Annotated in this window: 24 protein-coding genes and 1 pseudogene; 7 read left to right on the top strand and 18 right to left on the bottom strand. The window is 63.0% G+C overall.

All coding sequences use genetic code 11. From position 1 onward, the window contains the following. Nucleotides 1-8: 8 nt before the first annotated feature. The 5 genes from POS17_RS28225 to betI all read right to left on the bottom strand — a co-directional run bounded on the left by POS17_RS28225 (nucleotide 9) and on the right by betI (nucleotide 7025). Entirely contained in the window at nucleotides 9-1346 is a 1338-nt protein-coding gene (locus tag POS17_RS28225; RefSeq protein ID WP_060841479.1) for a TldD/PmbA family protein, read from the bottom strand. Continuing rightward, nucleotides 1346-2788, bottom strand: a complete 1443-nt coding sequence (locus tag POS17_RS28220) for a TldD/PmbA family protein (RefSeq protein WP_060841478.1) — start codon at nucleotides 2786-2788, stop codon at nucleotides 1346-1348. Before POS17_RS28220 ends, POS17_RS28225 begins: the two co-directional genes overlap by 1 nt. A gap of 214 nt (nucleotides 2789-3002) precedes the next feature. Next, nucleotides 3003-4706, bottom strand: coding sequence for a choline dehydrogenase (betA, locus tag POS17_RS28215; RefSeq protein WP_060841477.1), 1704 nt, complete (start codon nucleotides 4704-4706; stop codon nucleotides 3003-3005). A 144-nt stretch (nucleotides 4707-4850) separates the two neighbouring features. Beyond that, on the bottom strand, nucleotides 4851-6323 hold the full coding sequence (gene betB / locus POS17_RS28210; protein WP_060841476.1) for a betaine-aldehyde dehydrogenase: 1473 nt from the start codon (nucleotides 6321-6323) through the stop codon (nucleotides 4851-4853). 81 nt (nucleotides 6324-6404) lie between these two features. After that, the gene (betI, locus tag POS17_RS28205; RefSeq protein ID WP_060841475.1) at nucleotides 6405-7025 is read right to left on the bottom strand and encodes a transcriptional regulator BetI; all 621 of its coding nucleotides are present in this window, start codon (nucleotides 7023-7025) and stop codon (nucleotides 6405-6407) included. Nucleotides 7026-7511: 486 nt separating this feature from the next. On the opposite strand from betI, the gene POS17_RS28200 reads away from it, so the two are divergent. Further along, a complete protein-coding gene (locus POS17_RS28200; RefSeq protein ID WP_231979064.1) occupies nucleotides 7512-9464 on the top strand; it encodes a BCCT family transporter in 1953 nt (650 codons plus the stop codon). A 187-nt stretch (nucleotides 9465-9651) separates the two neighbouring features. Here the strand turns inward: POS17_RS28200 and choV are convergent, their stop codons facing one another. The 3 genes from choV to POS17_RS28185 form a co-directional block, all read right to left on the bottom strand. After that, complete coding sequence (choV, locus tag POS17_RS28195; protein ID WP_060841473.1) at nucleotides 9652-10830, bottom strand: choline ABC transporter ATP-binding protein; 1179 nt, start codon at nucleotides 10828-10830, stop codon at nucleotides 9652-9654. After that, entirely contained in the window at nucleotides 10827-11672 is an 846-nt protein-coding gene (gene choW / locus POS17_RS28190) for a choline ABC transporter permease subunit (protein ID WP_060841472.1), read from the bottom strand. Before choW ends, choV begins: the two co-directional genes overlap by 4 nt. A 65-nt stretch (nucleotides 11673-11737) precedes the next feature. Continuing rightward, on the bottom strand, nucleotides 11738-12685 hold the full coding sequence (locus tag POS17_RS28185) for a choline ABC transporter substrate-binding protein (RefSeq protein ID WP_060841471.1): 948 nt from the start codon (nucleotides 12683-12685) through the stop codon (nucleotides 11738-11740). Nucleotides 12686-13112: 427 nt separating this feature from the next. Between POS17_RS28185 and POS17_RS28180 the strand changes: the two genes are divergently transcribed. Further along, nucleotides 13113-14489, top strand: coding sequence for an L-serine ammonia-lyase (locus tag POS17_RS28180; protein WP_060841470.1), 1377 nt, complete (start codon nucleotides 13113-13115; stop codon nucleotides 14487-14489). Nucleotides 14490-14935: 446 nt separating this feature from the next. Next, a complete protein-coding gene (locus POS17_RS28175) occupies nucleotides 14936-16039 on the top strand; it encodes a GlxA family transcriptional regulator (protein WP_060841469.1) in 1104 nt (367 codons plus the stop codon). On the opposite strand, the gene aac(6') is transcribed toward POS17_RS28175, so the two are convergent. Together aac(6') and POS17_RS28165 are read right to left on the bottom strand one after the other, a co-directional pair. Continuing rightward, entirely contained in the window at nucleotides 16040-16486 is a 447-nt protein-coding gene (gene aac(6') / locus POS17_RS28170; RefSeq protein ID WP_060841468.1) for an aminoglycoside 6'-N-acetyltransferase, read from the bottom strand. Between the two features lie 66 nt (nucleotides 16487-16552). Then, a complete protein-coding gene (locus POS17_RS28165; RefSeq protein ID WP_016962894.1) occupies nucleotides 16553-16816 on the bottom strand; it encodes a hypothetical protein in 264 nt (87 codons plus the stop codon). A 238-nt stretch (nucleotides 16817-17054) separates the two neighbouring features. On the opposite strand from POS17_RS28165, the gene POS17_RS28160 reads away from it, so the two are divergent. Genes POS17_RS28160 through POS17_RS31365 form a run of 3 tightly spaced genes read left to right on the top strand, consistent with a single transcriptional unit; the run spans nucleotide 17055 to nucleotide 18804 of the window. Further along, nucleotides 17055-17594, top strand: a complete 540-nt coding sequence (locus POS17_RS28160; protein WP_269451973.1) for a PAAR domain-containing protein — start codon at nucleotides 17055-17057, stop codon at nucleotides 17592-17594. 10 nt (nucleotides 17595-17604) lie between these two features. After that, entirely contained in the window at nucleotides 17605-18372 is a 768-nt protein-coding gene (locus tag POS17_RS28155) for a hypothetical protein (protein ID WP_148654992.1), read from the top strand. Between the two features lie 3 nt (nucleotides 18373-18375). Continuing rightward, nucleotides 18376-18804 (top strand): DUF4952 domain-containing protein, encoded by a 429-nt coding sequence (locus POS17_RS31365; protein ID WP_082729344.1) that lies wholly within the window; start codon nucleotides 18376-18378, stop codon nucleotides 18802-18804. Between the two features lie 316 nt (nucleotides 18805-19120). Here POS17_RS31365 and POS17_RS28150 read toward each other — a convergent pair whose 3' ends face one another. The 5 genes from POS17_RS28150 to POS17_RS28130 all read right to left on the bottom strand — a co-directional run bounded on the left by POS17_RS28150 (nucleotide 19121) and on the right by POS17_RS28130 (nucleotide 23880). Then, nucleotides 19121-20281, bottom strand: a complete 1161-nt coding sequence (locus tag POS17_RS28150) for a gamma-butyrobetaine dioxygenase (RefSeq protein WP_060841465.1) — start codon at nucleotides 20279-20281, stop codon at nucleotides 19121-19123. Nucleotides 20282-20305: 24 nt separating this feature from the next. Then, nucleotides 20306-20782, bottom strand: coding sequence for a thioesterase family protein (locus POS17_RS28145; RefSeq protein WP_060841464.1), 477 nt, complete (start codon nucleotides 20780-20782; stop codon nucleotides 20306-20308). A gap of 109 nt (nucleotides 20783-20891) precedes the next feature. After that, nucleotides 20892-21857, bottom strand: coding sequence for an L-carnitine dehydrogenase (locus POS17_RS28140; RefSeq protein WP_060841463.1), 966 nt, complete (start codon nucleotides 21855-21857; stop codon nucleotides 20892-20894). 103 nt (nucleotides 21858-21960) lie between these two features. Next, on the bottom strand, nucleotides 21961-22848 hold the full coding sequence (locus POS17_RS28135) for a 3-keto-5-aminohexanoate cleavage protein (RefSeq protein ID WP_060841462.1): 888 nt from the start codon (nucleotides 22846-22848) through the stop codon (nucleotides 21961-21963). 87 nt (nucleotides 22849-22935) lie between these two features. After that, entirely contained in the window at nucleotides 22936-23880 is a 945-nt protein-coding gene (locus POS17_RS28130; protein ID WP_060841461.1) for a choline ABC transporter substrate-binding protein, read from the bottom strand. 194 nt (nucleotides 23881-24074) lie between these two features. Here POS17_RS28130 and POS17_RS28125 point away from each other — a divergent pair, with 194 nt between their 5' ends. Beyond that, a complete protein-coding gene (locus POS17_RS28125) occupies nucleotides 24075-25034 on the top strand; it encodes a GlxA family transcriptional regulator (RefSeq protein WP_060841460.1) in 960 nt (319 codons plus the stop codon). Nucleotides 25035-25089: 55 nt separating this feature from the next. On the opposite strand, the gene POS17_RS28120 is transcribed toward POS17_RS28125, so the two are convergent. The 3 genes and pseudogenes from POS17_RS28120 to POS17_RS28110 form a co-directional block, all read right to left on the bottom strand. Then, a complete protein-coding gene (locus POS17_RS28120; RefSeq protein WP_060841459.1) occupies nucleotides 25090-25506 on the bottom strand; it encodes a DUF3010 family protein in 417 nt (138 codons plus the stop codon). Nucleotides 25507-25540: 34 nt separating this feature from the next. Then, nucleotides 25541-25687: pseudogene (locus POS17_RS28115) on the bottom strand (helix-turn-helix domain-containing protein); the annotation flags it as partial. Between the two features lie 30 nt (nucleotides 25688-25717). After that, nucleotides 25718-26632, bottom strand: coding sequence for a LysR family transcriptional regulator (locus POS17_RS28110; RefSeq protein WP_060841458.1), 915 nt, complete (start codon nucleotides 26630-26632; stop codon nucleotides 25718-25720). Nucleotides 26633-26655 lie beyond the last annotated feature (23 nt).

Raw genomic sequence — 26655 nt, 5'->3', positions numbered from 1 at the left:
AGCTGATTTCACAAGGTCAGGGTCAGGCGGCTGATCAGTGCTCCGGGCAGGTGCATCGAGGCGGTCTGGCGCTGGCCGTAGGTACTGGCCGAAAGCAGCAGCTCCCGCTGTTCGGTCAGCGCTTCCAGCTGTGAACCCAGCAGGCTGTAGACGCTGTCGTCGAAACGCATGGTGCTGACCGGGGCCTGGATCTCGCCGTTTTCCACCCAGAAGGTGGCGAAGCGGGTCATGCCGGTCAGGCGCGCCGCCGGCAGGTCCGAGTAGTTCAGGTACCACAGGTTGCTGATGTACAGGCCGGTGCCCAGCTGCTTGAGGATCTCCTGCTGGGCGAGCTGGCCCGCCGCCATGTTCAGCGCGCTGGGGTATTCGCCGCTGCCGGCGCCGTTGCTGCTCAGGCCGTATTCGGCGGCGCTGCGGGAGTTGATCAAGCGGTCATTGGCCGCGCCCCGGGCGATCAGCGACAGGTCACTGCGCGGATAGCCTTCGTCGGAAAACGCCGGGCTCAGGGAGCCGCTGACCTGTTCGTCGAGGGCTATCAGCGGGCTCAGGGCGGCGTCGCCGGCATAGAGTTTCTGCAAGGGGCTGTGCTTGCTGGCAATCGATTGGGCCGAGAAACCGCCCCAGGCCAGCATGCCCATGATTTCCTCCAGGGCCGCCGGTGCCAGGTAGGCCCGGTATTGCCCGGGCGCCAGGGTGCGCAGCGGGCGGCCGAGAAATTCCAATTGCTGGCGGGCCTGATCGAAGCGCTGGGCAAAGGCGTCGCTGTCCCAGGCGTGTCCGGCATAGCTGGCCTTCACCGCTTCGCCGTTGGCGTGGAACAGGCTGAAGTCGAAATTGAAGCTATTGGCCTGGTGCCAGCCGAAAGCCCCGGCGGAGCTGGCGAAGCCGCGACTGATGGGGCCGGCGGCGTAGATGCCCACCAGATCCAGGCCCGCCGCCGCGCGGCCGATCTGCGCCACCACCTGCTCGCTGCCGGGCAGCGGGTGTTCCTGTACGTGATGGGATTGCCACTGGCTGTGGTTGAGCATCAGGTAGGGGTCCACCGGCAGCAGCGCCAAGGTGTCCCGCAGCTGTTGCAAGCCTTCGGCCAGGCGCTGGCGATCCACCTCGGGGTCATTGCTCAGGGTGATGTCCAGATCGGCGTGACGGCCCTCCTCGATCAGCTTGAAACGCAGGCTGGCCTGTTGCACCTGCCCCGCCTGGCGCACCTTGGCGTGGTTGAAGCGGATGAACTCCGAGGCTTCGGCCGAGTAGCTGAGGGTGAACTGCTCTGGCGCCCTGATCGCTTCCCGCAGCCATTGCACCAGGTCCTTGAACTGCTCGGCCTGATTCATCGTCCTGGTCATCAGGCATCTCCTCCAAATACGTCAATCTTGCTGAACACGCAGGCCGGCGAAGCATGGCCCACGCGGATCACCTGGTTGGGTTCGCCCTTGCCGCAGTTGGGCGTGCCCAGGACCTGGAAGGTGCTGCGATCGCCCACCGCGCAGAGGTTGCGCCAGAACTGCGCGGAAATGCCCCGGTAGTTGGGGTTCTTGACCACGCCCTTGAGCTCGCCGTTCTCGATCAGCTGGCCCCATTCGCAGCCGAACTGGAACTTGTTGCGCGCATCGTCGATGGACCAGGAACGGTTGGTGGACATCAGGATGCCGTGCTCGATCTGGCCGATCAGGCGGTCCAGGGGCTGGTCGCCGGGCTCGACGTTGAGGTTGGCCATGCGGTCGATGGGGGCGCGGTTCCAGCTGCTGGCGCGGCTGTTGGCAACCCCGTCGAGGCCGCTGCGGTATTGCGACAGGGCGCTGCCCAGCGGCCGCACCAGCAGGCCTTCGCGGATCAGGAACTGTTTGCTGGCGGCGCTGCCGTCGTCGTCATGGCTGTAGCTGGCCAGTTCCTCGGGGATCTGTGGGTCGAAGGTCACGTTGAGCAGGGAGGAGCCGTATTGCAGGCGGCCGAAGTCTTCCTGTTTGACGAAGCTGGTGCCGGCGTAGTTGCGTTCGTCGCCCAGAATGCGGTCCAGCTCCAGGGGGTGACCGATGGATTCGTGGATCTGCAGCATCATCTGATCCGGCATCAGCAGCAGGTCGCGCTGGCCTTGCGGGGTGTTCGGCGCCAGTAGCAGTTGCAGGGCCTGGTCGGCCACTCGGGGCGCGGCCCCCAGCAGGCCGCAGCGGCTGATCACATCGCCGGCGCCCTGCTGGCCGAAGTTTTCCCGGCCCAGGCTGCGGGTCTGGCTGTCGCTGCCGTCGTAGGCGGTCACGTCCAGGCCCGGGTAGACGAAGCGCTGGGCCTGGCGCAGCTCGGCGCCGGCGCTGTTGAGGTAGATCTGCTCGACCTGGGTCACGCCGATGCCCACTTGCCAGTTCACCAGGCGTTCATCCTTGGGCACCGAGGCCGACTCGTCGCCCAGCAACTGGTAGCAGTCGCTGAGGGACGGAAATGCTTGCTCCAGGTTCGGCGAAAGGTAGTCCCCGCGGTGGCTGGACACCGGCTGCTCGCGCAGGTCCAGCAGGGCGTGGGCGGCAATCACCCGGGCCTGTTGCTCGGCCCGCTCGAGGGCTGCCTGCAGGCCACGTTGCGACAGGTCGTTGGTGGCGGCGTAGGCTTCCACGCCACGTACCCGCACGGTCAGCATCGCCCCTTCGTCACGGCCCAGGCTCGGTGGTTCGGCGATGTTCTTGCGTACCGACAGGTACTGGTTCGACTCGCGCACATAGCGCAGGGAAAAGAATTCTGCGCCCGTGCGCAAGGCAGCGAAGCGCTGCTTGAGCTGGGGGTGAAAGTCGAACATGGGGGACCTCCTTGTGAGGCGCGCGAGCGGGCTGGCGCGTTTCGCCAGCAAGCTGGCTTCTACAGGTGTAGAGGCTGATGGGCTCAGGGGCGAAGGGGATGTGCAAGTTGCAGAACTGTAGCCGCTGCCGGAGGCTGCGATCAAGGATGTAGTTCTGGGGGGAGGCGGGGAAGTGAAGCAGGGCGCCGACCCTTGCGGTCGGCGCCCGTGTCGCTTACTGGGCGGTCGCAGTGACGTCGCGCAGCGGCTTGCCACGTACCGGAGCGTCGCCGGCTACGTAGTAGTCGGCCTTGCTGCGGGGCAGCGGCTGACGGCCACGGATCTTGTCGGCGATTTTCTCGGCCATCATGATGGTCGGCGCGTTGAGGTTGCCGGTGGTGATGATCGGCATGATCGAGGCATCCACCACGCGCAGGCCCTGCATGCCGTGCACGCGACCCTGGCCGTCGACTACCGCCATGTCGTCGGTGCCCATCTTGCACGAGCAGGACGGGTGGAACGCGGTCTCGGCGTGCTCGCGGATGAACTTGTCCAGCTGCTCATCGGTTTGCACTTCGATACCCGGGCTGATCTCGCGACCGCGGAAGGCATCCAGGGCCGGCTGCTGCATGATTTCCCGGGTCAGGCGGATGCCGTCGCGGAATTCCTGCCAGTCCTGCTCGGTGGCCATGTAGTTGAAGAGGATGCTCGGGTGCTGGCGCGGGTCCTTGGACTTGAGCTGCACGCGACCACGGCTCGGCGAGCGCATGGAGCCCATGTGCGCCTGGAAACCGTGCTCTTTCACGCCGTTGCTGCCGTTGTAGTTAATCGCCACCGGCAGGAAGTGGTACTGGATGTTCGGCCAGGCGAACTCCGGACGGGTGCGGATGAAACCGCCGGCTTCGAACTGGTTGCTGGCGCCGATACCGGTGCCGTTGAATAGCCACTCGGCACCGATGGCCGGCTGGTTCCACCACAGCAGCGATGGGTACAGCGAAACGGGCTGGGTGCAGGCGTACTGCAGGTACAGCTCCAGGTGGTCCTGCAGGTTCTCGCCGACGCCCGGCAGGTCGTGAACCACCGGGATGTCCAGGCTTTCCAGCAGGGCCCGCGGGCCGACGCCGGAGCGTTGCAGCAGTTGCGGCGAGGCGATGGCGCCGGAGCTGACGATCACTTCCTTGCGGGCGCGGGCTTCCACGCGCTCTTCGGTGCTGCCTTGCAGGTAGCTCACGCCCACGGCGCGCTTGCCCTCGAAGAGGATCTTGTCGGTCAGGGCGTGGGTGACGATGGTCAGGGTCGAACGCTTCTTGGCGATGTCCAGGTAGCCACGGGCAGTGCTGGAGCGACGGCCTTTGGGGGTCACGGTACGGTCCATCGGGCCGAAGCCTTCCTGCTGGTAGCCGTTCAGGTCTTCGGTACGCGGGTACCCGGCCTGCACGCCGGCTTCGACCATGGCGTGGAACAGCGGGTTGTTGCCGGCCTTGGGCGTGGTCACGCTGACCGGGCCTTCGCCACCGTGGTAGTCGTTGGGGCCGATGTCACGGGTTTCCGCCTTGCGGAAGTACGGCAGGCAGTCCAGGTAGGTCCAGTCTTCCAGGCCTGGCAGTTTGGCCCAACCGTCATAGTCCATGGCGTTGCCGCGGATGTAGCACATGCCGTTGATCAGCGACGAGCCGCCCAGGCCCTTGCCGCGACCGCACTCCATGCGCCGACCGTCCATGTGTGGCTCCGGGTCGGTCTCGTAGGCCCAGTTGTAGCGCCGGCCTTGCAGAGGGAAGGCCAGGGCCGCCGGCATCTGGGTCCGGAAGTCGAAACGGTAGTCCGGGCCGCCGGCTTCCAGCAGCAGGACGGTGACGCCCTCGTCTTCAGTCAGACGGGTCGCCAGGGTGTTACCGGCCGAGCCGGCACCGATGATGATGTAATCGAATTCTTGGGCCATTGGAGCCTCCGTGGAGAGCTGCAAGCCTCAAGCTTCAAGCTGCAAGTTAAAGGCAGCGAAGCGGGCTTGGCATTGAATGAGGAGCAGGCGGCAAGCCAGGCTGTTGCCCTGGCTTGCCGCTTGTAGCTGGCTGCTAGCGGCTGCTTAGAACACCGAGGCGTAGTCGCCCAGCTCGACCTGTACCGACTTGATGCGGGTGAAGTTGTTCAGCGAGCTGATGCCGTTCTCACGGCCAACACCCGACTGCTTGTAGCCGCCAACCGGCATCTTGGCGTCGGATTCGCCCCAGGCGTTGATCCAGCAGATACCGGCTTCGAGCTGATGAATCACGCGGTGGGCGCGGTTCAGATCCTTGGTGACGATACCGGCGGCCAGGCCGAAGTCGGTGTCGTTGGCACGGCGGATCACTTCTTCCTCGGTTTCGTAGGTCAGGATCGCCATCACCGGGCCGAAGATTTCTTCACGGACGATGGTCATGTCGTCGGTGCAGTCGGTGAACACGGTTGGTGCCACGAAGGCACCCTTGGCGAATTCGCCGTCGGTCAGGCGCTCGCCGCCGCACAGTACGCGGGCACCTTCTTCCTTGCCCTTGGCGATGTAGCCCAGCACGCTTTCCATGTGCTGGAAGCTGACCAACGGACCGAAGTTGGTGTTTTCGTCTTCCGGGTTGCCGATGCGGATGCGCGCAACACGCTCGGCGATCTTGGCTTCGAAAGCGGCTTTCAGGTGGCTCGGTACGAACACGCGAGTGCCGTTGGTGCAGACCTGACCGGAGCTGTAGAAGTTGGCCATCATGGCGGTGTCGGCGGCGCGATCCAGGTCGGCGTCGTCGAAGATGATCAGCGGCGACTTGCCGCCCAGTTCCATGGTCACGTCTTTGAGCGACGAGCTGGAAGCGCTGGCCATGACCTTCTTGCCGGTGTCGGTGCCGCCGGTGAAGGAGACTTTCTCGATGCGCGGGTGCTCGGTCAGCCAGGTGCCGACTTCACGGCCGCTGCCGGTCAGGACGTTGAACACGCCCGCCGGTACGCCGGCTTCGGTGTAGATCTCGGCCAGTTTCAGGGTGGTCAGCGAGGTGACTTCGCTGGGCTTGAAGATCATTGCGTTGCCGGCGGCCAGGGCTGGCGCGGATTTCCACAGGGCGATCTGGATCGGGTAGTTCCAGGCGCCGATGCCGGCGACCACGCCCAGCGGCTCGCGACGGGTGTAGACGAAGGATGTGGTGCGCAGCGGGATCTGCTCGCCTTCGATGGCCGGTACTAGGCCTGCGTAGTATTCCAGCACGTCGGCGCCGGTGACGATGTCCACGTACTTGGTTTCGGAGAAGGCTTTACCGGTGTCCAGGGTTTCCAGAGCGGCCAGTTCGTCGTTGCGCTCGCGGAGGATTTCCACGGCACGACGCAGGATGCGCGAACGCTCCATGGCGGTCATGGCGGCCCAGATCTTCTGGCCTTTTTCGGCGCTGACCACGGCGCGTTCCACGTCGTCAAAGGTCGCACGTTGCACTTGTGCGAGAACTTCACCGTTGGCCGGGTTGATGGCATCGAAGGTAGCGTCGCTGCCGGCATCGGTGTAGCCGCCGTCGATGTAGAGTTTTTGCAGTCCGAAACGGGCCATAGTGTCCTCGCAAGTGCATTAAGTAGTGGGCTTGACCACCGGGCGTATCCCGAAGTTCAGGACACGTTGATCAGTGGCGGGTCAGGGGCCGAGCGTGTCTTTTGTGCTCTGGCGCTCCTGCTTAGCCAGTTGTAGATCCATGTATTCGTAAGCGATCCGTATCGCCTGGTCGGTATCGAATGCATCACCCGACAAGGCACCACGCAACCACAAACCGTCGATCAAAGCCGCCAGGCCGCGAGCTGCCTTGCGCGCATGGTAGAGCGGCAGGGCACGGCGGAACTGGCAACACAGGTTGGAATACAAGCGGTGGTCGTTGATCCGCTGCAACCTGTGCAAATCGGGCTGGTGCATGCTGGAGGCCCAGAAGGCCAACCAGGTTTTCATTGCCGGGCCGTTCACCTGGCTGGCATCGAAGTTGCCCTCGATGATCACTTTCAGGTGAGCGCGCGGGCTGTCGTCCGTCAGGGCCTGGCGGCGTGCTCGGACGCCTTCGTTGAGCATGCTCATGATGTAACCCATCGTCGCTGCGATCAGGCCGTTCTTGTCCCGAAAGTAGTGACTGATGATGCCGTTTGAAACACCGGCCAAACGGGCGATCAGCGCAATGCTGGCGTCCCCCATTCCGACCTGATCGACCGCTTGCAGCGTGGCTTCGATCAATTGCTGGCGGCGTATGGGTTGCATACCGACCTTGGGCATCTGATACCTCTCCTTAGGCCTGTCGGCGGGCGTATGACGCCGGTCGACTTGTGGGCCAGTCTATTTTGTTTTGATTGAACGTTCAATCAACAAAGAATAAGATCTGCGACAAATCGTCGCTGCCTGGGGAGGTTTTCCTACTCGCGGACGGCGGGAAAACGACCTCCGAAATAGCCCAAAACTTACACGTGGCATGGCGTGGACCGGCAAGAGTAAGGACGTGTTGAAGGGGCAGGACGCTCCGGGGAACAGGCGACGAGCTGCAGGTTCGTCACTGACCTTGGATGCGGGTGCACAACGCGGCTTTTGCGGTTTCGGGCTTTTTCGGGGTGTCTTTATATCACCCGATGATCGGCTGCCAACTAACCGATTGGTCGGGTGCGGTGTTGCCTTGTGTCCTTCTCTCGCACTGCCTGGAGCATCTGTGCAATGAGTTCTGCCTCTCTTATAAAGACCCCACCGGAGAAGGTGCGGGTCAACGGTTGGGTGTTCTACACCTCCACCGCGCTGATCCTGTTGTTGACCGCCATTCTGATCATCGCCCCGCAAGAGGCCGGCAGATTGCTGGGCATTGCCCAGGCCTGGTTGTCCCGCAGCTTCGGCTGGTACTACATGGTGGTGATCGCCGCCTACCTGGTGTTCGTGGTGGGCCTGGCGTTCTCCTCCTACGGCAAGCTCAAGCTGGGGACCAAGCAAGACACCCCGGACTTCAGCTACGGCGCCTGGGCCGGGATGCTGTTCTCCTCCGGCATCGGCATCTCGCTGTTGTACTTCGGTGCTTCCGAGCCCCTGGACCACTACTTCAACCCGCCCGAAGGCGTACCCGGCAGCAACCTGGCGGCACGCCAGGCGCTGCAACTGACCTTCCTGCACTGGGGCCTGCACGGCTGGGCGATCTATGCGCTGGTGGGTTTGGCGGTGGCGTACTTCGCCTACCGGCATAACCAGCCGTTGGCGCTGCGTTCGGCGTTGTACCCGCTGGTGGGCGAGCGCTGGGTCAAGGGCGCTGCCGGCCACGCGGTGGACGGTTTCGGCATGTTCGTGACCCTGCTGGGCCTGGTGACCAACCTGGGGATCGGCTCGATGCAGGTGTCTTCCGGCCTGGAAAACCTGTTCGGCATGGAGCACAGCAACACCAACCTGCTGATCGTGATCATCGTCATGAGCACGGTGGCCACCATCGCCGCCGTGTCCGGTGTGGAAAACGGCATTCGCCGCCTGTCCAACCTGAACATCGTGCTGTTCAGCGGCCTGTTGATCTTCGTCCTGCTGTTCGGTCCGACCCTGCACCTGCTCAACGGCTTCGTGCAGAACATCGGCGACTACCTCAACGGCGTGGTGCTCAAGACCTTCGACCTCTACGTGTACGAAGGCGACAACGCCAAGTCCGACCGCTGGCTGGGCCTGTGGACCCTGTTCTACTGGGCCTGGTGGATTTCCTGGGCCCCATTCGTGGGCATGTTCATTGCGCGTATCTCCCGCGGTCGCACCGTGCGTGAACTGGTGGCCGGCGTACTGCTGATTCCCCTGGGCTTCACCCTGGCCTGGCTGTCGATCTTCGGTAACTCGGCCCTGGACCTGGTGGTGAACCAGGGAGCGGTAGAGCTGGGCAAGACGGCCCTGGAACAACCGTCCATGGCGATCTACCAGCTGCTTGAACACTACCCGGCCTCGAAGATTGTCATCGGTGTCTCGATCTTCGTCGGCTTCGTGCTGTTCCTGACCCCTGCCGACTCCGGCGCGGTGATGATGGCCAACCTGTCCTGCAAGGGCGGCAACGTCGACGAAGACGCCCCGCACTGGCTGCGGATCTTCTGGTCGGTGGTGATCACCCTGGTGACCATCGGTCTGTTGTTTGCCGGCAACTTCGAAGCCATGCAGACCATGGTGGTGCTGGCCGGCCTGCCGTTCTCGGTGGTGCTGATCTGCTTCATGTTCGGCTTGCACAAGGCCATGCGCCAGGACGTGCAGATCGAGCAGGAACAAGCGCAACTGGCCGAGCGCGGGCGTCGCGGTTTCAGCGAGCGCCTGAGCCAGCTGGACCTGCAACCGACCCAGTCGGTGGTCCAGCGCTACATGGACAAGCACATCAGCCCGGCCCTGCAGGAAGCCGCCGCGCAACTGCGCAACCTCGGCCATGAGGTGCAGACCAACCTGGGCAAGTCCAAGAACCTGTTGGGCCTGCGGGTGGAAATGGAGGAGGGCAATCCCTTCGTCTATGAAGTGAGCCTGGACGGCTACCTGGCGGCGCCGAGCGAATCGGCCCAGCCGGAAGGGGCGGACAGCGAAGTCCGTAGTCGTTTCTACCGCGCCGAGGTCTACCTGCACAACGGCAGCCAGGAATACGACTTGATGGGCTTCACCCAGGAGCAGATCACCCGTGATGTGCTCGATCAGTTCGAAAGCCATCGGCAGCTCCTCGGCCGTGTCTATAGCTGAGTGAAGTAGCGATCCGCTCCCGACGGAGCGGTTCCACCTGCTGTAGGAACCGGCTTGCCGGCGAAGGCGCCCTCAAGGGCACTGCAAGGCTTCAGGGCCTGTTCGCTGGCAAGCCAGCTCCTACAGAAGGTGGTTGGTGGTTAAAGCAAAACGCCGCGATTGCTCGCGGCGTTTTTGTGTCTGCTGCTTAACCCAGGTTCTTGCCGAGCAGCGCGTGGTAGAGCTCGCTGTCGCCAAGGATGCCCACCACTTTCTGGTTGTCGTGGAGCACCAGTTTGTTGCCGGTCTGGTAGCGGATCTGCAGCGCGTCGCGCATGCCGATGTTGGAGTCCACCAGGGTCGGACGCCGGCCCAGTTCTTCCACGGACTGCCCCGGAACCCAGTTCTGCAGGTCCAAGTGCGAGCCATTGCGCCGCGCGCCCTTGATGGTGTTGCCTTCCGCCAGGTCGAGCCAGGAATCGCCACCCGGGTCCAGGCACACCGAGCCGTTGACCCGCTTGCAGTTGTCCAGGCTGCGCATCAGGCTGCGCCCGCAGAGCACGTTCAGCGGATTGGTGTGGGCGACGAAGGTGCGCACATAGTCGTCCGCAGGATTGAGCACGATCTCTTCCGGATTGCTGTACTGGATGATCCGCCCGTCTTTCATGATGGCGATGCGGCTCCCCAGTTTCAGGGCTTCGTCCAGGTCATGGCTGACGAAGACGATGGTCTTGCTCAACTTGCGTTGCAGCTCCAGCAGTTCGTCCTGCAGGCCCTGGCGGATCAGCGGGTCGAGGGCCGAGAAGGGTTCGTCCATCAGCAGGATGTCGGCGTCCATGGCCAGGGCGCGGGCCAGGCCGACCCGCTGCTGCATGCCGCCGGACAGTTCGTCGGGCTTCTTGTTGCGCCATTGGGTCAGGCCCACCAGTTCGAGCTTCTCGTCCACCAGCTTGCGCCGTTCCTTCTCGGGACGGCCCTGCATCTCCAGGCCGAAACTGATGTTCTCGCGCACCGTCAGCCAGGGCATCAGGGCGAACTTCTGGAACACCATGGCAATGCGCTTGGTGCGCATCATCTTCAGCTCGGCGGGGGTGCAGGAGGCAATGTCGATCTGCTTGCCTTCGTGTTCGACGAACAGCTTGCCGCGGCTCACGGTGTTGAGGCCGTTGATGCAGCGCAGCAGGCTGGACTTGCCGGAGCCGGAAAGGCCCATGAGTACGCAGATCTCGCCTTTCTGGATGTCCAGGCTGGCTTTTTCCACGCCGACGATCTGCCCGGTCTTTTTCAGGATCTCGTTGCGGGTCATGCCCTGGTCCAGCAGCTTGAGCGCCTCCCGAGGGTCCTTGGAGAAGATAACGTCTACGTTGTCGAAGCGGATTATGCTCATGCGTCACCCCCTACTTTGGCTTCAGGTTGTTTGCAGATACGGTCGAGCATGATCGCCAGCAGCACGATGGCCAGACCGGCTTCAAAGCCCAGGGCAATGTCGGCGGTATTGAGTGCGTTGACCACGGGTTTGCCCAGGCCGTCGGCGCCGACCAGGGCGGCGATCACCACCATCGACAGCGACAGCATGATGCACTGGGTGATGCCGGCGGCGATGCTCGGCATGGCGTGGGGCAACTCAATGCGCGACAACAACTGACGGCGCGAACAGCCAAAGGCCTTGCCCGCATCCATCAACTCTTGTGGAACATCGCGAATGCCCAGGTAGGTCAGGCGAATCGGCGCGGCGATGGCGAACACCACGGTGGAAATCAGGCCGGGCACCACCCCCAGGCCGAACAGGGTCAGGGTCGGGATCAGGTAGACGAAAGTGGGAACGGTCTGCATCAGGTCCAGGACCGGACGCATCATGGTGTAGAACAGCGGCTTGTGCGCGGCGACGATGCCCAGGGGCACGCCGATCAGCACGCAGACCAGGGTGGCAAACAGCACCTGGGCCAGGGTTTCCATGGTTTCCTGCCAGTACCCCAGGTTGAGGATCAGCAGGAAGGAGAGCACGACGAAAACAGTCAGGCCCCATTTGCGCTGAATCAGGTGCGCCAGCAGGGCGATCAGGCCGATCAGGGCCAGGGGATTGAACCAGGTCAACGCGAACGTGACGCCGTGGATCATGGTTTCCAGGGTGGTAGCGATCGCGTCGAAGGTGCTGGCACCGTGTTTCGTCAACCACTCTACGAAAGCCGCGATGTACTGGCCCAGGGGGATTTTCTGATCAGTGAGCATGGTATTGAACGTCCGCATGCAAGGAAAAAACAGCCCGGGCGGGCAAGCCCGCCCGGCGTAAGCGATTACTGGGCAAGCTTGGCTTTCACGGCTTCCAGGCCAGGTTTACCGTCAATGGTGGTCACGCCGGCGAGCCAGGTATCGAGCACCTGTGGGTTTTTCTTCAGCCAGGCCTTGGCGGCCGCGTCAGGCTTCATCTTGTCGTCCAGCACGTTGCCCATCAGGGTGCTTTCCATGTTCAGGGTGAACGACAGGTTCTTCAGCAACTGGCCAACGTTGCTGCACTCGCTGGTGTAGCCCTTGCGGGTGTTGGTGTAGATGGTGGCCTGGCCGAAGTTGGGGCCGAAGTACTCGTCGCCCCCGGTCAGGTACTTCATCTTGAAGCGCGTGTTCATCGGGTGCGGTTCCCAGCCCAGGAACACCACCGCGGTGTCGCGTCGCTGAGCACGCTCGACCTGGGACAGCATGCCCGCTTCGCTGGACTCCACCACCTTGAAGCCGGCGTCCTTGAGGCCGAAGGCGTTCTTGTCGATCATCGTCTGGATGGTGCGGTTGCCATCGTTGCCCGGCTCGATGCCGTAGATCTTGCCGTCCAGCTCCTTCTTGAACTTGACGATGTCGGCGAAGTCTTTCAGGCCCTTGTCATACAGCGACTCGGGCACTGCCAGGGTGTACTTGGCGTTTTCCAGGTTGGCCCGCACGGTTTCCACGGTGCCGGCGTCGCGGTAGGGCTTGATGTCGTTTTCCATGGTCGGCATCCAGTTGCCGAGGAACACGTCCATGTTCTTGCCATCGGCCAGGGACTTGTAGGTCACCGGCACGGAAATCATCGTGGTCTTGGTCTTGTAGCCCAGGGCGTTGAGCACGACGCTGGTGGTGGCGGTGGTCACGGTGATATCGGTCCAGCCGACATCGGAGAAGTTTACGGTGCTGCATTGCTCCGGTTCTGCGGCGTGTGCCAGAAGCGGCAGACTCAGCATGGCGGCCAACAACAACGACGGGGAACCTTTCATAGGGGGGACTCCTGGATGTTTTTCTGGCGGCGTATGGACCGCGCTTATAAGTGTGGCGGTTGGTGTGCCGGGGACAGCTCTACCACCGTGCCTTGCAATCGAGTCGAGACTGATCATGTACCAGTGAAAAACTGTCGCCTACGGGGTGCGTCGTATCCAGTACAGGGAGGGTCGCATCCAGTGTCGGTGAGGTCGCTTACAGTGTTTCCGGGCATTTTTTCCTGCATCTGCACCGCAAAAAACGCCCAGAACCCGAGCCTCGCGCCAGGCGGCGTTGGTGGGCATGAGTGGGTCGGTGTCAGACGCCGCGAGTCGCTGTAAAAGCCTGATGATGCGCCCTTCTCGGCGGATTGCAGCTTGAGCGTAGCAGCTCCGTCAGAGGGCGTTTTCGACGCCTGGACTGTGCTCATCGAGGAGTTAAGCAGTAATGGCTATCAGTGTTTTCGACTTGTTCAAGATCGGCATCGGCCCCTCCAGTTCCCACACCGTCGGCCCCATGCGTGCCGCGGCGCTGTTCGTCCAGGCATTGAAGGAAAGGCACCTGCTGGAGCAGGTGCGGCGGGTCGAGGTGCAGTTGTTCGGCTCGCTGTCGGCCACCGGCATCGGCCATGGCAGCGACAACGCGGTGATCATGGGGCTGATGGGGGAGTGGCCGGACGCGATCGACCCTGCGCTGATCGGCCCGCGCATCCAGCAGTTGCGCGACAGCGACACCTTGCTGCTGGACGGGCGCCTGCCGGTGCCGTTCTTCTGGGCTCGGGACATGCGCCTCCTGGACGAGAACCTGCCCTTTCACCCCAACGCCATGACCCTGGTGGCAGAGGCGGAAGGCACGGAGCTGTACCGCGATACCTACTATTCAGTGGGCGGCGGTTTTGTCGTCGACCAGGCCCAGGCCAGCAGTGGCGTGGCGGACCTGGATCGCAGCGAGCTGCCTTATGACTTCTCCAGCGCGGTGGAACTGCTCAACCTGTGCCAGAAGCACAACCTGCGGGTTGCCGAGCTGATGCTGGCCAACGAGAAGGTCTGGCGTTCGGAGGAGGAAATCCGCAGCGGCCTGATGGCGCTGTGGCGCGCGATGCAGGATTGCGTGGAACAGGGGCTCAAGCACGAAGGCATCCTGCCCGGCGGGCTCAATGTGCGCAGGCGCGCGGCCAAGCTGCATCGCAGCCTGCAGGAACTGAACAAGCCCAATGTGATCGGCTCCACCTTGAGCGCCATGGAGTGGGTCAACCTGTTCGCCCTGGCGGTGAACGAGGAGAACGCCGCCGGTGGACGCATGGTCACCGCACCCACCAACGGCGCGGCGGGGATCATTCCGGCGGTGCTGCACTACTTCATGAAATTCAGCGAGGACGTGACTGACGCCAACGTGGTGGATTTCTTCCTCGGCGCGGCGGCCATCGGCATCCTGTGCAAGAAGAACGCTTCGATCTCCGGGGCCGAAGTCGGCTGCCAGGGCGAGGTGGGCTCGGCCTGCGCCATGGCGGCGGCGGGGCTGGCGGAGATTCTCGGGGCCAGCCCCGAGCAGTTGTGCAACGCCGCGGAAATCGGCCTGGAGCACAACCTGGGCCTGACCTGCGACCCGGTGGGCGGACTGGTGCAGGTGCCCTGCATCGAGCGCAACGCGATTGCCGCGGTGAAGGCGATCAATGCCGCGCAGATGGCCTTGCGCGGTGACGGCCAGCACTTCATTTCCCTGGACCGGGTGATCCGCACCATGCGCGATACCGGCGCCGATATGCACGACAAATACAAGGAGACGTCCCGTGGCGGCCTGGCCGTGAGCGCGGTGGAATGCTGAGCCGCCCTCGCTGGCCAGCCGCATGCGAACCAGGGACGTCGGCGCGCGCAAATGGCTCACTCGGGCCACCGCGCGCCACCTTTTAGCGCGTCGCGAATAGACAAGTTGCCCGGTGCGCCGGCGGACCAGTCGGTGGGTCGGCGCGCTGTGCTTTGAGTGACACTCGCCGGCCTCGGCGCAACGCCTTGGCGGCCCAAGTGCTACCTAACTGCTCACCGCTTTTGTCGGCGCCTGTGCGCCGCGCCTTTCGGCGCTTCTTATCCGCACATTGACAAGGGCTATATAGACGCGTCGCGACGTCGTTTTCAGGAGTTATTGAATGCCCATTCAACTTTAGGCATGGCAATTGCTCTGTGAATACCAAGCCCGCCTCCGAAGCGTCGCAGGGCACATAAAAAGAGCCTCCGCCTGAGGCCATCACCCGCTTTGTGTGAGGAGATATCGCGATGACGTCGTTCAACTCCGGGGCCCAACCCCAGAACCGTGCGCCTCAATCCATCGGCTTTCTGCTGCTGGACAATTTCACGCTGATTTCCCTGGCCTCCGCAGTCGAACCCCTGCGCATGGCCAACCAACTGTCCGGCCGCGAGCTGTATCGCTGGACCACCCTCAGCGTCGATGGCGGTCAGGTCTGGGCCAGTGACGGTCTGCAAATCACCCCCGACGCCTCCATGCACAAAGCCCCCAGCCTCGACACCGTGATCGTCTGCGGTGGCATCGGCATCCAGCGCACCGTGACCCGTGAACATGTGTCCTGGCTGCAAAGCCAGGCGCGCCAGTCCCGTCGCCTCGGCGCGGTGTGCACCGGCAGCTGGGCCCTGGCCTGCGCCGGCCTGCTGGACGGTTTCGATTGCAGCGTGCACTGGGAATGCCTGGCGTCGATGCAGGAAGCCTTTCCCCGGGTGGCCATGAGCACCCGCCTGTTCACCCTCGACCGCAACCGCTTCACCAGCTCCGGCGGCACCGCGCCGCTGGACATGATGCTGCACTTGATCAGCCGCGATCATGGCCGTGAGTTGTCGGCGGCGATCTCGGAGATGTTCGTCTACGAACGCATCCGCAACGAACAGGATCACCAGCGCGTGCCCCTCAAGCACATGCTTGGCACCAACCAGCCCAAGCTTCAGGAAATCGTCGCGCTGATGGAGGCCAACCTCGAAGAGCCGATCGATCTGGACGAGTTGGCGGTGTACGTCGCCGTGTCCCGGCGTCAGCTGGAGCGGCTATTCCAGAAGTACCTGCATTGCTCGCCGTCGCGCTATTACCTCAAGCTGCGGCTGATCCGCGCGCGGCAACTGCTCAAGCAGACGCCGATGTCGATCATCGAAGTGGCCTCGGTCTGTGGTTTCGTCTCGACGCCGCACTTCTCCAAGTGCTACCGCGAGTACTTCGGCATTCCGCCCCGTGACGAGCGCATCGGTTCCAACACCACCCAGCAGGTGGCGATGATGCCGCTGCCGCAAGCCATGGTCCTGGCGCCGCTGTCCGGCCCGCTGTCGGCCCTGAGCCAGGCGCGCAACGAATCGACCTTCGCCAGCGTGCGCCTGTAGTCACAGGCGTTTCTTGAAATACACCACGCGCTCGGTTTCCTCGAAACCCAGCGCGTGGTGCAGGGTCTGGCTGGGCAGATTGTCCAGGCTGGTATCCGAGGCCAGCTCCACGCAGCCTTGTTGTCGTCCCCATGCAGCCACCTGCTCGATCAGCCGCTGGGCGATGCCCTGGCGGCGGGACTCGGGAGCCACATAGATCCCTTCGAGAAAGACCACCGGCGAGCTTTCGGTACCGTTGACGTAGTCGTGGCGCAACGCCGCCTCGGCCAGTCCTGCCGCCACCCCGTCTGCCCCATAGGCCAGCCAGCAGCCATAGCGCTGAGGTTCTGCCAGCATCTGGCGGATTTCCGCTTGGTGCTCTTGAGGCGGGCAGTCGGGCCATAGCTCCCGGCGCAATTGCAGCCAGTCGGACTGTTCGCTGAGGGCGCCGGATTGAATGCGGATCATGAGGAAATGGCCTGTGTCGGTGTGGGAAGAGCGGACTCTAGCAACCGACTCAGGCGTTGGGGACATTCACGCGCGCTTGTGCTGCAGGTATTCGGCCAGGGCCGGCAGCAACTGACGGTCGATGGCCTGGCGCACCGCCGGCAGAATGGTCGCATTGCCGGTGAGCATCTGCTCCACCATGCCCTTGAGCGCCTTGGCCCGCGCGTCGCTCAAACCCCTTACCGCACATTCGCAGGCCTGCTCGGCGCTGGCGCCAGCGGGCATTTCGAAACCCAGGGCCCGGAGTTGTCCCAGCAGGTCGTCCTGGTCAATCAGATCCGCATGCATCATGACTTTTATCCTTGTTCAGGGAGCGTGGTCGTCAACCGATTCTGGTAGGGCGTCCGGGTGGCGGCAAGGGCAGATTGTCGTGATGGCCCGTTTACCTATGAACAGGTCGTTTTCGGCTAACTCGGTGGCCTGGAGCCGGTTGTCGCGCTGCTATGGATCTGACTTGCATTTCAGATTTTTCCGCCTTGTTTGACCTGGCTCCTGGCGGCATAAGAGGTAGCGCAATGATTCAGGCGTTATCGCTGAACGCCATTCTCAAGGAGCAATCATCATGTCAGGGAAGCCCGCCGCACGAGCCACCGACCTCACCGCCTGCCCAATTCCCGGGCATGGCGTGAATCCCATCGTCAGTGGCTCGCCCGATGTCATTTTCGATGGATTACCCGTTGCTCGTGAGGGTGACCAGACAGCCTGTGGAGCGGTTCTGACGGGTAACTTGATCAGCAATGTGCTGATCAATGGACGACCCGTGGCCACCACGGATTCGTTGGGTAGCCACGGCAATGTGGTTATTGGCGGGTCGGGAACGGTCATTATCGGGACTACGGTCACCGTTGCTGAGTTTACCTCCATCACGCCATTGGCCATTCAGCACCGCCACAACGCACAGTTTGAGCTGCTGGATACCGATGGCGAACCTGTGCCTGATTTCAAGTACAAGGTCGTGACGCCGGACGGCAAGGTATATAGGGGCATTACGGATCAAAATGGATTGACGCAACGGTTTTTTACTGACGTCAGCGGGCTGCTCCAAATAGACCCGGATGACTCGGTTTGAGGCGTTGTTCATGAGTCAGATTGTGCTTGCGAATAATGTGCATGCCGCTACCCGGGATGTGAGCGCTCGGCAACGTGTCGGGGTAACGACCAAGTATGTGAGACGGGCGGATGACAAGGGCTGGCTGGGCTTTAGACCTATGTTTTCCCATGAGGCGAGTTTTATCTATTTGTGTGAATACACCAAATTGGTCATGGTGAAAGCGTCAGAAAAATATGCTCACTTCCAAGTGAAGGATGGCAATAGTGGCTTTATTGGTAAAGAAGTGGCTTTGAGTCACCGCAATGTCCCCTTGTATCTGTCTGACATTGGGCCAGAAAAAAATGCGGCAACGATCCGAGTGAAATACGCGAATTTAGAGACAGGGGTCAGGTCAGAAATCAAGAATTTTGCATTCACTCAGCAGTGGGCTGTGGCTGAGTTTTCAGGAATCAGCGCAAGGGTTACGCTTAACAGCGTCTGGGGCAGGGCGTTTACGCCCATAGCCCCAGGTAGGCACCGAATCATGGCCCCTGATTTCTCTCACGCAGAAGTTGACACTTCGGGATATAGAGCTGCTTATCCTGGGAAGATAATTTGCACCGATGTCTGGTTTCCTATTGCCTTGGAGGGTACGGAAACCAACAGTACGCGATATATACATATTGGTCATGTGTCAGAAGGGTGTGTAACGCTCTATGAGTTAATAAAGTGGAATGCTTTATATGAGTATCTGATCAATAAGCGCGTGCCTGGGGCTCAGGGAAAATTTGTGGGTTATCTAATAGTGGAGCAGTAGTTGATGAGGGTGTTTTTCAGTATTTGCGTGTCTGTATTGTTGTGCCTATCTTCTCATGTCGCTTCGGCAGCGGATGAATGTGGGGACTTTTTGAGGGCGATGGTGGGGGTTTCAGATACTATCGAATATGTTAAATGCGATTCGGAACCAGAGAGGCAAAGTGCTCCTTTGACCGCCCTATATCGGATTAAAGGAAGGGATGCACAAGCAGTAGAACAGTATCTGCATGATAAATTTGGTGTGAGTGAGTATCTGAAGTTTGTTTGTTGTCTCTGGGAAGTTAGAGGGATGACCTCTTACGAAGACAAGAAAACCGGCATCACGTATCACATTAGAATGAGCTCCGAAGAAACTATCTACAATAAAAGAGATGATTGGGGGAAGATTGGTTATTTTTATATTACGGTTGTTCGTTTCATGGAAGACGTTTGATCAAACAAGGTTGTAGTTTTATATCTGTTTTGCGGAAGTTGTTGGATGGGTTGCCGAGGGCCGATGATAGCCGGCATGACCCTTTTACCTATGAACACGTCGCTTTCGGCTAACTGGAGTCAGGGCCGAATCGGCAGACTGAACCCAGCTGGCGTCGTGATGGTTTGGTCACCTTCTCACCGCAGCTCCTCAGCAGTAGTCCCTGCCTCGATCCTGTCACGGCTTGATCGGGGCTTTTTTTTGCCTGGGGAAGGCTGCCGGCAAGTTTCGCCGGCAAGCCGGCTCCTACCGGGAGCCGGTGCTGGCGGGGTGAGGATCAGCGTTGCAGCACGAGGATTCTGGAGAGCAGTTCGTCGCGGTCGATGTAGCAGCCCTGGAAGTGTCGGGCGCCGCTGGCCGGGTCGAAGGCATTGCGCGCGTGCAGGGTGCGGCGGTTGTCGAAACACCAGAGCTGGCCCGGATCGAGGCGCTGGATCACCCGGAACCGGGCTTCGCGGGTCAGGGCGATAAAGCGTCGGTAGGCGCGATACAGCCGGGGCATCTGTTGTTCGGTGGTGTCGAAGGGACCGCGCAGGAAGTTGGCCATGCGGATTTCCGCCACTTCGCCCAGGGCATCCAGGGCAATGATCGGCGCCAGGCAGCGGTAGTCGCTGTGGCGGTCCTTGTTGCGAAACTCCACGGGTATTTCACACAGCGCGCGGAACGCGTCGGGGTCTTCGTGGCGCAAGGCATCGGCTATGGCGAAACCGTCGACGAAAATGCTTTCGCCGCCCGTCGCGTCATTCACCAGGCAATGCAGAAATTGCAGCCCCGGTTGCAGTTCGCGGGTCGGCAGGTCGCTGTGCAAAGGCAGGTTGAAGGCGGTGTAGGCATTGCTGTCGGCGTCGGCCTTGGACTGCACGTTGAACAGCACGCCGAAGTTGCTCTCGCGGATGAACGCAATGCGCCGGGCGATCAGGGCCAGGGAGCCGGGTTCGGTGGGCGCGCCACGCACCTGGGTCAGACCGATGTCGCGCAGGGCCAGCAGCCATTGCAGCAGCGCCTTGGGGTCGTCCATCAGGGCCTGATAGTCGAATACCGGCAGTTGCAGGCGGCTGTCCCACAGCTGGCTCTGCGCCTTGTGGGCGCGGCGTTCCTCGCGGGATTGCCGGTCATAGGCGTGGGCTCGCAACCAGCCGGGGTCGAAGCGACTCTGGTGGCCGTCCGCCCAGTCCAGGCACAGGCAACCCTGGCTGTCGATGCGTGCCCCGAGGCAGCCGAGGTCTTCGGGCACGTCGATGATTTCCAGTACCTGTTCGCGGGTCACGCTGTAGACGCATTGCGTGCAGGGGCAGTTGTCCCGCAGCCACTGGTGATGAAAGGGGCTGAGGCGATCATCGGCCCAGCGCACCTGAACCCGGTCCGGCAATACCTGGACGGCGCTTAACGGGCTGATCAGCGGGTAACGGCGATAGTCGGCAAGGGCGGCGGTGTTCACGGTGATCTCCTTTTCTACGGCTGATTATTTTTCCGCGGGCAGGCCGATGACCCGGCCGATGTAGGCGGGGCGCGGCAGATCGGCCTGTTCGGCCGCCATGCTTTGCAGGCGCTGCAACACCGCTTCGTCGAACGGCGCGGAGCGGGGGCCGGCGAGGTCGACGTGGAGCAGCATCTGCTCGTTACCGGCCAGCTCCTGGGGATCTCCGGCCCTGTGCAGGCTGTGATACAGGTGCAGGCGCTTGCGGTCGTGGCCGATGATCTGGGTATGGACCTCGACCTCGGTGCCCTGCTTCACCTCGTGCAGGTAGTTCAGGTGCAGTTCCAGGGTGAACAGCGAGTGGCCGCTGGCGTCGCGGTTGTCGCTGTCGAGCCCCAGGCGATCCATCAGGGCATCGGTGGCGTAGCTGAAGATCAGTAGGTAGAAGGCATCGCGTAGATGGCCGTTGTAGTCGACCCAGTCTTTGATGATGCGGGTGCTGTAGGTGGTCAGGGCAGGCATGGGATCACCGGATAACGGTAGGAGCCGGCTTGGCGGCGAAGGCGTCCGTTGGGTGTGCGCCTGGCTTGAGGGCCTATTCGCTGGCAAGCCAGCTCCTACGGGGGTTGGGTTAGTCGTGAAAGTGCATGCCGTGCTTGGCCTTGGTGGTTTTCACCGCCTCCAGCACCGCCAGCAGGCAGTCATCACGATAGCGCTCCAGGGCCGAGATGCTGTGCGTGCCCAGTTGCTCGGCCGTGCCTTCGACCACGTCGTCGATCAGCTGGTCGGTCAGCTCCGGGGCCGGCAGGTAGGTCCAGGGCAGTTGCAGCGCCGGGCCGAACTGGGCCATGAAATGGCGCATGCCGGCGTCGCCCCCGGCCAGGGTGTAGGTGAGGAAGGTGCCCATGAACGACCAGCGCAGGCCGGCGCCAAAGCGGATCGCATCGTCGATCTCCCCGGTGGTCGCCACGCCGTCGTTGACCAGGTGCAGGGCTTCGCGCCACAGCGCTTCGAGCAGGCGGTCGGCGATGAACCCCGGTACTTCCTTGCGCACATGCAAGGGGCGCATCCCCAAGGATTCATAGACCTTGATTGCCGCCTGGATCGCTGCGGGTGCGGTGCGCTGGCCGCCCACCACCTCCACCAGCGGCAGCAGGTACACCGGGTTGAACGGATGGCCCACCACGCAGCGTTCCGGGTGGGTCGAGCCCTCATAGAATTCACTGGGCAGCAGGCCCGAGGTGCTGGAGCCGATCAGGGCGTCGGGCTTGGCCGCGGCGCTGATCTTGCTGTGCAGTTCCAGCTTGAGTTCCAGGCGCTCGGGAGCGCTTTCCTGGATGAAGTCGGCGTCTTTCACGCACTCTTCGATGGTGCTGACAAAGCGCAGGCGCTGTGGCGAGGCTCCGGGGGCCAGGCCCTGTTTTTCCAGAGCGCCCCAGGCGTTGGCGACCCGCTGGCGCAGGGCTGCTTCAGCGCCCGGCGCCGGGTCCCAGGCCACCACGTCCAGGCCGTGGGCCAGGGCGCGGGCCACCCAGCCGCTGCCGATCACGCCGCTGCCTAGGGCGGCGAAGGTTTTGATGTTGGTGATAAAAGTCATCGCGTCTTCCTGAAAAAAGAGTCTGTAGGCGCGGGAAGCTGTTGGCGGCCGTGTGGGCCGCTTCGCGAGCGAGCTCGCTCCTACAAGGGGAGGGTGGTTCGGGTTAGCCGCGTTGTTTCAGGCCCATTTTCTGGCGGCCTTCTGCCGGTGTCAGGACTCGGGCGCCGAGGCGGCTGAGGATCTCCGTGGCCCGTTCCACCAGTTGGCCGTTGGTGGCGAGCACGCCGCGATCCAGCCACAGGTTGTCCTCTAGGCCGACCCGCACGTTGCCCCCCAGCAGCGCCGCCTGCGCGGCCATGGGCATTTGCATGCGGCCGATGCCGAATCCGGCCCAGACCGCGTCCGCCGGCAGGTTGTCGACCATGGCCTTCATGGTGGTGGTGTCCGCCGGGGCGCCCCAGGGAATGCCCAGGCACAGCTGGAACAGCGGGTCGTCCAGCAGGCCTTCCTTGATCATCTGCTTGGCGAACCACAGGTGGCCGGTGTCGAAGATCTCCAGCTCGGCCTTCACCCCCAGCTCCTGGATGCGCTTGGCGCCTGCGCGCAGCTGGGCCGGGGTGGACACGTAGATGGTGTCGCCGTCGCCGAAGTTGAGGGTGCCGCAGTCCAGGGTGCAGATCTCCGGCAGCAGTTCCTCGACATGGGCCAGGCGGGTCAGGGGGCCGACCAGATCGGTGTTGGGGCCGAACTCCATGGGGCGTTCGCCGGCGCCGATCTCCAGGTCGCCGCCCATGCCGGCGGTGAGGTTGACGATGATGTCGATGTCGGCCTCGCGAATCCGCTCCATAACTTCGCGGTACAGCGCCACGTCCCGGCTGAACTTGCCGGTCGCCGGGTCCCGGACGTGGCAGTGGACCACCGTGGCGCCAGCCTTGGCGGCCTCTACCGCGGCGGCGGCAATCTGCTTCGGGGTGACCGGCACATGGGGGCTCTTGGCGGTCGTGTCGCCAGCACCGGTGAGTGCGCAGGTGATGATGACGTCGTGGTTCATGGTGCGGTTCCTTACAGGCAGTTTGCTGGGGGCGTGGGGTGGCCGTGCGCAGCCCTGGGCGGGCTGCGGGGCGCGAGTGTGGGTGGTTTATTTACTGGTCAGTTGCAGGTGTTCGGCGGCCGGCTTGCCATCGAAGGTGGTCACCCCTTCCAGCCAGCGCTGCTGGTCCTGCGGGTGATCCTTGAGCCACTGTCGGGCCGATTCCAGGGCGTCCTTGTGATCCAGCAGCGGCTGCATCATGCGACTCTCGTCTTCGGCGCTGAAGGTCAGGTTGGTCAGCAGCCGGTGCACGTTCGGACACTGCTCGGCGTAGGTCGGCGCGGTGACGGTCCACACCGTGGCCTGGCCTTCGTTCGGGCCCAGGGCATCCTGGCTGCCACTGAGGTAGGTCATCTTGAAGTTGACGTTCATCGGGTGCGGCGCCCAGCCGAAGAACACAATGGCTTCGTTGCGCTTAACCGCCCGGGCCACCGCCGACAGCATGCCGGCCTCGCTGGACTCCACCAGCTGGAACTGGCCCAGGCCGAACTGGTTCTTGGCGATCATTTCCTTGATCTGGGTGTTGGCCCCCGAGCCGGGTTCGATGCCGTAGATCTTGCCCCCCAGCTCCTTCTGGAAGCGGGCGATGTCGGCGAAGGTCTTCAGCCCCTTGTCCGCCAGGTAGGCGGGCACGGCCAGGGTGGCGCGGGCGTCCTTGAGGCTGGGCTCGGCCAGGACCTTGACCTGATTGGCCTCGACGAACGGGGTAATGGTCTGGGTCATTAGCGGGTTCCAGTAGCCGAGGAACAGGTCCAGGCGCTGGTCGCGGATGCCGGCAAAGATGATCTGCTGCGAGGCACTGGTCTGCTTGGTCTTGTAGCCGAGGCCGTCGAGCAGGACCTGGGTCATGGCGCTGGTGGCGATCACGTCGGTCCAGTTGACCACGCCCAGGCGCACGTTCTGGCAACTGGGGGCGTCGGCGGCCATGGCCCCTGACATCAGAAAAACGCTACCACCAAGCGCAAGCACACAGCGGCTGATCAGTCGTTTCATGAGGGTTCCCTCGGCAGGTCGTTATTGTCGGTTCCGACGTCTTGGTGCGTCGGTGAGCTCAAGGTACGCAGGCGCCGCGGACGGCAAACGCACAGCGGCGACCGACTCTTGCACTGCAGCGACCTGGCCCCTTGTGGCTGGGGGGCATTTGGCGTATCACAGGGCCCACGCTGGCCGTCACCGGAGTGGGTTGCATGTCCCAGGATGTCTATTTCCTGCTGATGCCGGGGTTCTCCGCCATCGGTTTCATCTCCGCCATCGAGCCGCTACGGGTGGCCAATCGCTTTCGTGGCGAGCTGTATCGCTGGCATGTGCTCAGCACCGACGGCGGAGCGGTGCTGGCCAGCAACGGCATGTCGGTCAATGTTGACGCGGCCCTGGAGCCGCTGAAGAAGGGCGCGACCCTGTGGGTGGTGGCCGGCTTCGAACCGTTGAAGTGCCTGACGCCAGCCCTGGAGCACTGGCTGCGCCGCCTGGACCTGGAGGGCGTGACCCTTGGCGGCATTGACACCGGCAGCGTGATCCTCGCCGAAGCCGGGCTGCTGGAGGGGCACCGGGTGACCCTGCACTGGGAAGCCATCGAGGCGTTCAAGGAGTCCTATCCGCAGTTGAGCGTGACCCAGGAGTTGTTCGAGATCGATCGGCGGCGCATTACCTGCGCCGGCGGCACCGCGTCCATCGACATGATGCTCGACCTGATCGCCCAGGCCCACGGCCCGCAACTGGCGATCCAGGTCAGCGAGCAGTTCGTGCTCGGGCGCATCCGCCCGCGCAAGGATCACCAGCGCATGGAAGTCGCCAGCCGCTACGGCATCAGCAACAAGAAGCTGGTGCAGGTGATCGGCGAGATGGAGCAACACAGCGAGCCCCCCCTGAGCACCCTGGCCCTGGCCGAGTCGATCAAGGTCACCCGACGCCAGCTGGAGCGGCTGTTCCGCCTGCACCTGAACGACACCCCGAGCAACTTCTACCTCGGCCTGCGCCTGGAGAAAGCCCGGCAGTTGCTGCGCCAGACCGACATGAGCGTGCTGGAGGTGAGCATCGCCTGCGGCTTTGAGTCGCCGTCCTACTTCACCCGCAGCTACCGCGCGCGTTTTGTGAATTGTCCGCGGGAAGACCGGCGTCAGTCGGGCGGTGGCCGGGAGCAGGCTTGACTCGTGCCCGTTAACGCTGGCAGACCCGTTAGCAACGGCAAGCCGGCTCCTGGGGTTATTTTTTGAACAGGGCGGCGCAGGCCGCTTTGTAGGCTTCGTGCTGGTACTTGTTGAGGCTCGCCGGCAGGGCGAAGTCGTGCTTCTTGTGCTGGGCGTTGAGGGTCTGCGGCGACAGCAGGGTCACCTCGCAATTGTCCAGCAACTGAAACACGCCCTCGATCTTGAAGGTGGTAGGGCCACCGGCGAATTCGCCTTTCTTGCTGCGTTTCTTGATGGCGATGCGGGTGATCCCGTGTTCGCGGACAAAGGCGCCGACCTGGGCGGCGAAGGCCCGGACGTTGCCCGCCTCATCGTCGTCTTCCAGGGCGATCTTCTTGGTGGCCAGCGCCAGGTGCTGCGGCGTGCCGTCTTGCAGGGTGGCGAGGGCGAAGATGGCTTCGCTGCCTTTGATCTCGATACCGCAAATGCTCATGGGGAACCCTTTCAATCAGTGAGTGAGGCGCAGCTTACAGCTCCAGCTGGTCGGTGCGTATGCCGAAGGCGACGATCTTTTTCCGGGTGCCCCGGCGCGGGCGGGCGACGCTTTCCTGCCGGGCAAAGGCCGACTGGGAGATCCCCAGGCGCCTGGCGACTTTGTCTTGGGCCAAGCGCAGAACCTTGTCCCTTTGTTGCCCGTGCCGCCGTCACCAGGTCGTGGACTGCCCGCGCCGGTCCACTTCGTACACCTTCTGGCGCAGCAGCCGTTCCTTGAGCCAGCGTTCGGCCTTGCCCATCACTCGCTGCCGGGCCCACAGCAGGTCCACGCCCACCAGCCAGTCGGTGTGGGGGTAGGCGTCCAGTTGCAGTTCCACCAGCTCGCCCTGGGCCAGTTCGCGCTGGATCAGTTGCCGGGGCAGGGTGGCCCAGCCCAGGCCGGCGCGGACCATCTCCAGCAGCGCCAGGTAGTTTTCCGCCTGCCACAGTTGGCTGCAGCGCAGGTACTCGCTGCTGGGCAGCTTGTCGGCGTGGGCGCTGAAGGCCAGGCGCCGGTGTCCATGCAGGTCGTCGAAGGTCACCCGTTCCAGCCGGGCCAGGGGGTGCTCGGGGTGGCAGACGTGCAGCATGATCAGCTTGCCCAACTGCTGGAACTCCAGCTCCCGGGGGTAACCGGGCTGGGAGAAGGCGATCCCCAGCATGGCCTCGCCCCGGGCCACCAGTTCGCTGGCATCTCCGGACAGTGGATGACGGATCAACAGGTCGACATAGGGAAAGGCCTGTTCGAACTCGCGCAAGACCGGCATCAGCGGGCCGTAAGGGGTTTCGATGACGAGGGTCAGTTGCGGCTCCAGCGCCTGGGACAGGCAATCGGCACTGGCCTGCAGGGTCAGGCAGCGCTCCAGCACCGCCTCGGCCTGCAGCAGCATTTTGCGCCCGCTGGCCGTCAGTACCGGGCTGCGGCTGCTGCGGTCGAACAGCTCCACCCCCAGGTCGGCCTCCAGATTGGCGATGGCCACGCTGACCGTGGACTGGGTCTTGCCCAGCTTGCGTGCCGCGGCCGAAAACGAGCCGGTTTGTGCGGCTTGGACGAACATCTGCAGTTGTTCCAGTGAGAAGTGCATCGCGTCTCCCGACCCAAGGACAG

This window comes from Pseudomonas sp. Os17, from assembly GCF_001547895.1.
GTDB lineage: Bacteria > Pseudomonadota > Gammaproteobacteria > Pseudomonadales > Pseudomonadaceae > Aquipseudomonas.
This window is presented reverse-complemented; position numbering and strand designations above follow the sequence as displayed.

What these genes read in the sequence shown, in the direction of transcription:
- POS17_RS28225 (WP_060841479.1), bottom strand. Translation starts at nt 1,346, where the DNA reads ATGACCAGGACGATGAATCAGGCCGAGCAGTTCAAGGACCTGGTGCAA.
- POS17_RS28125 (WP_060841460.1), top strand. Translation starts at nt 24,075, where the DNA reads ATGTCCCAGGATGTCTATTTCCTGCTGATGCCGGGGTTCTCCGCCATC.
- POS17_RS28140 (WP_060841463.1), bottom strand. Translation starts at nt 21,857, where the DNA reads ATGACTTTTATCACCAACATCAAAACCTTCGCCGCCCTAGGCAGCGGC.
- POS17_RS28145 (WP_060841464.1), bottom strand. Translation starts at nt 20,782, where the DNA reads ATGCCTGCCCTGACCACCTACAGCACCCGCATCATCAAAGACTGGGTC.
- POS17_RS28185 (WP_060841471.1), bottom strand. Translation starts at nt 12,685, where the DNA reads ATGAAAGGTTCCCCGTCGTTGTTGTTGGCCGCCATGCTGAGTCTGCCG.
- POS17_RS28220 (WP_060841478.1), bottom strand. Translation starts at nt 2,788, where the DNA reads ATGTTCGACTTTCACCCCCAGCTCAAGCAGCGCTTCGCTGCCTTGCGC.
- POS17_RS28110 (WP_060841458.1), bottom strand. Translation starts at nt 26,632, where the DNA reads ATGCACTTCTCACTGGAACAACTGCAGATGTTCGTCCAAGCCGCACAA.
- betI (WP_060841475.1), bottom strand. Translation starts at nt 7,025, where the DNA reads ATGCCCAAGGTCGGTATGCAACCCATACGCCGCCAGCAATTGATCGAA.
- POS17_RS28120 (WP_060841459.1), bottom strand. Translation starts at nt 25,506, where the DNA reads ATGAGCATTTGCGGTATCGAGATCAAAGGCAGCGAAGCCATCTTCGCC.
- betA (WP_060841477.1), bottom strand. Translation starts at nt 4,706, where the DNA reads ATGGCCCAAGAATTCGATTACATCATCATCGGTGCCGGCTCGGCCGGT.
- POS17_RS28175 (WP_060841469.1), top strand. Translation starts at nt 14,936, where the DNA reads ATGACGTCGTTCAACTCCGGGGCCCAACCCCAGAACCGTGCGCCTCAA.
- POS17_RS28130 (WP_060841461.1), bottom strand. Translation starts at nt 23,880, where the DNA reads ATGAAACGACTGATCAGCCGCTGTGTGCTTGCGCTTGGTGGTAGCGTT.
- POS17_RS31365 (WP_082729344.1), top strand. Translation starts at nt 18,376, where the DNA reads ATGAGGGTGTTTTTCAGTATTTGCGTGTCTGTATTGTTGTGCCTATCT.
- POS17_RS28165 (WP_016962894.1), bottom strand. Translation starts at nt 16,816, where the DNA reads ATGATGCATGCGGATCTGATTGACCAGGACGACCTGCTGGGACAACTC.
- POS17_RS28155 (WP_148654992.1), top strand. Translation starts at nt 17,605, where the DNA reads ATGAGTCAGATTGTGCTTGCGAATAATGTGCATGCCGCTACCCGGGAT.
- choW (WP_060841472.1), bottom strand. Translation starts at nt 11,672, where the DNA reads ATGCTCACTGATCAGAAAATCCCCCTGGGCCAGTACATCGCGGCTTTC.
- POS17_RS28135 (WP_060841462.1), bottom strand. Translation starts at nt 22,848, where the DNA reads ATGAACCACGACGTCATCATCACCTGCGCACTCACCGGTGCTGGCGAC.
- betB (WP_060841476.1), bottom strand. Translation starts at nt 6,323, where the DNA reads ATGGCCCGTTTCGGACTGCAAAAACTCTACATCGACGGCGGCTACACC.
- POS17_RS28180 (WP_060841470.1), top strand. Translation starts at nt 13,113, where the DNA reads ATGGCTATCAGTGTTTTCGACTTGTTCAAGATCGGCATCGGCCCCTCC.
- choV (WP_060841473.1), bottom strand. Translation starts at nt 10,830, where the DNA reads ATGAGCATAATCCGCTTCGACAACGTAGACGTTATCTTCTCCAAGGAC.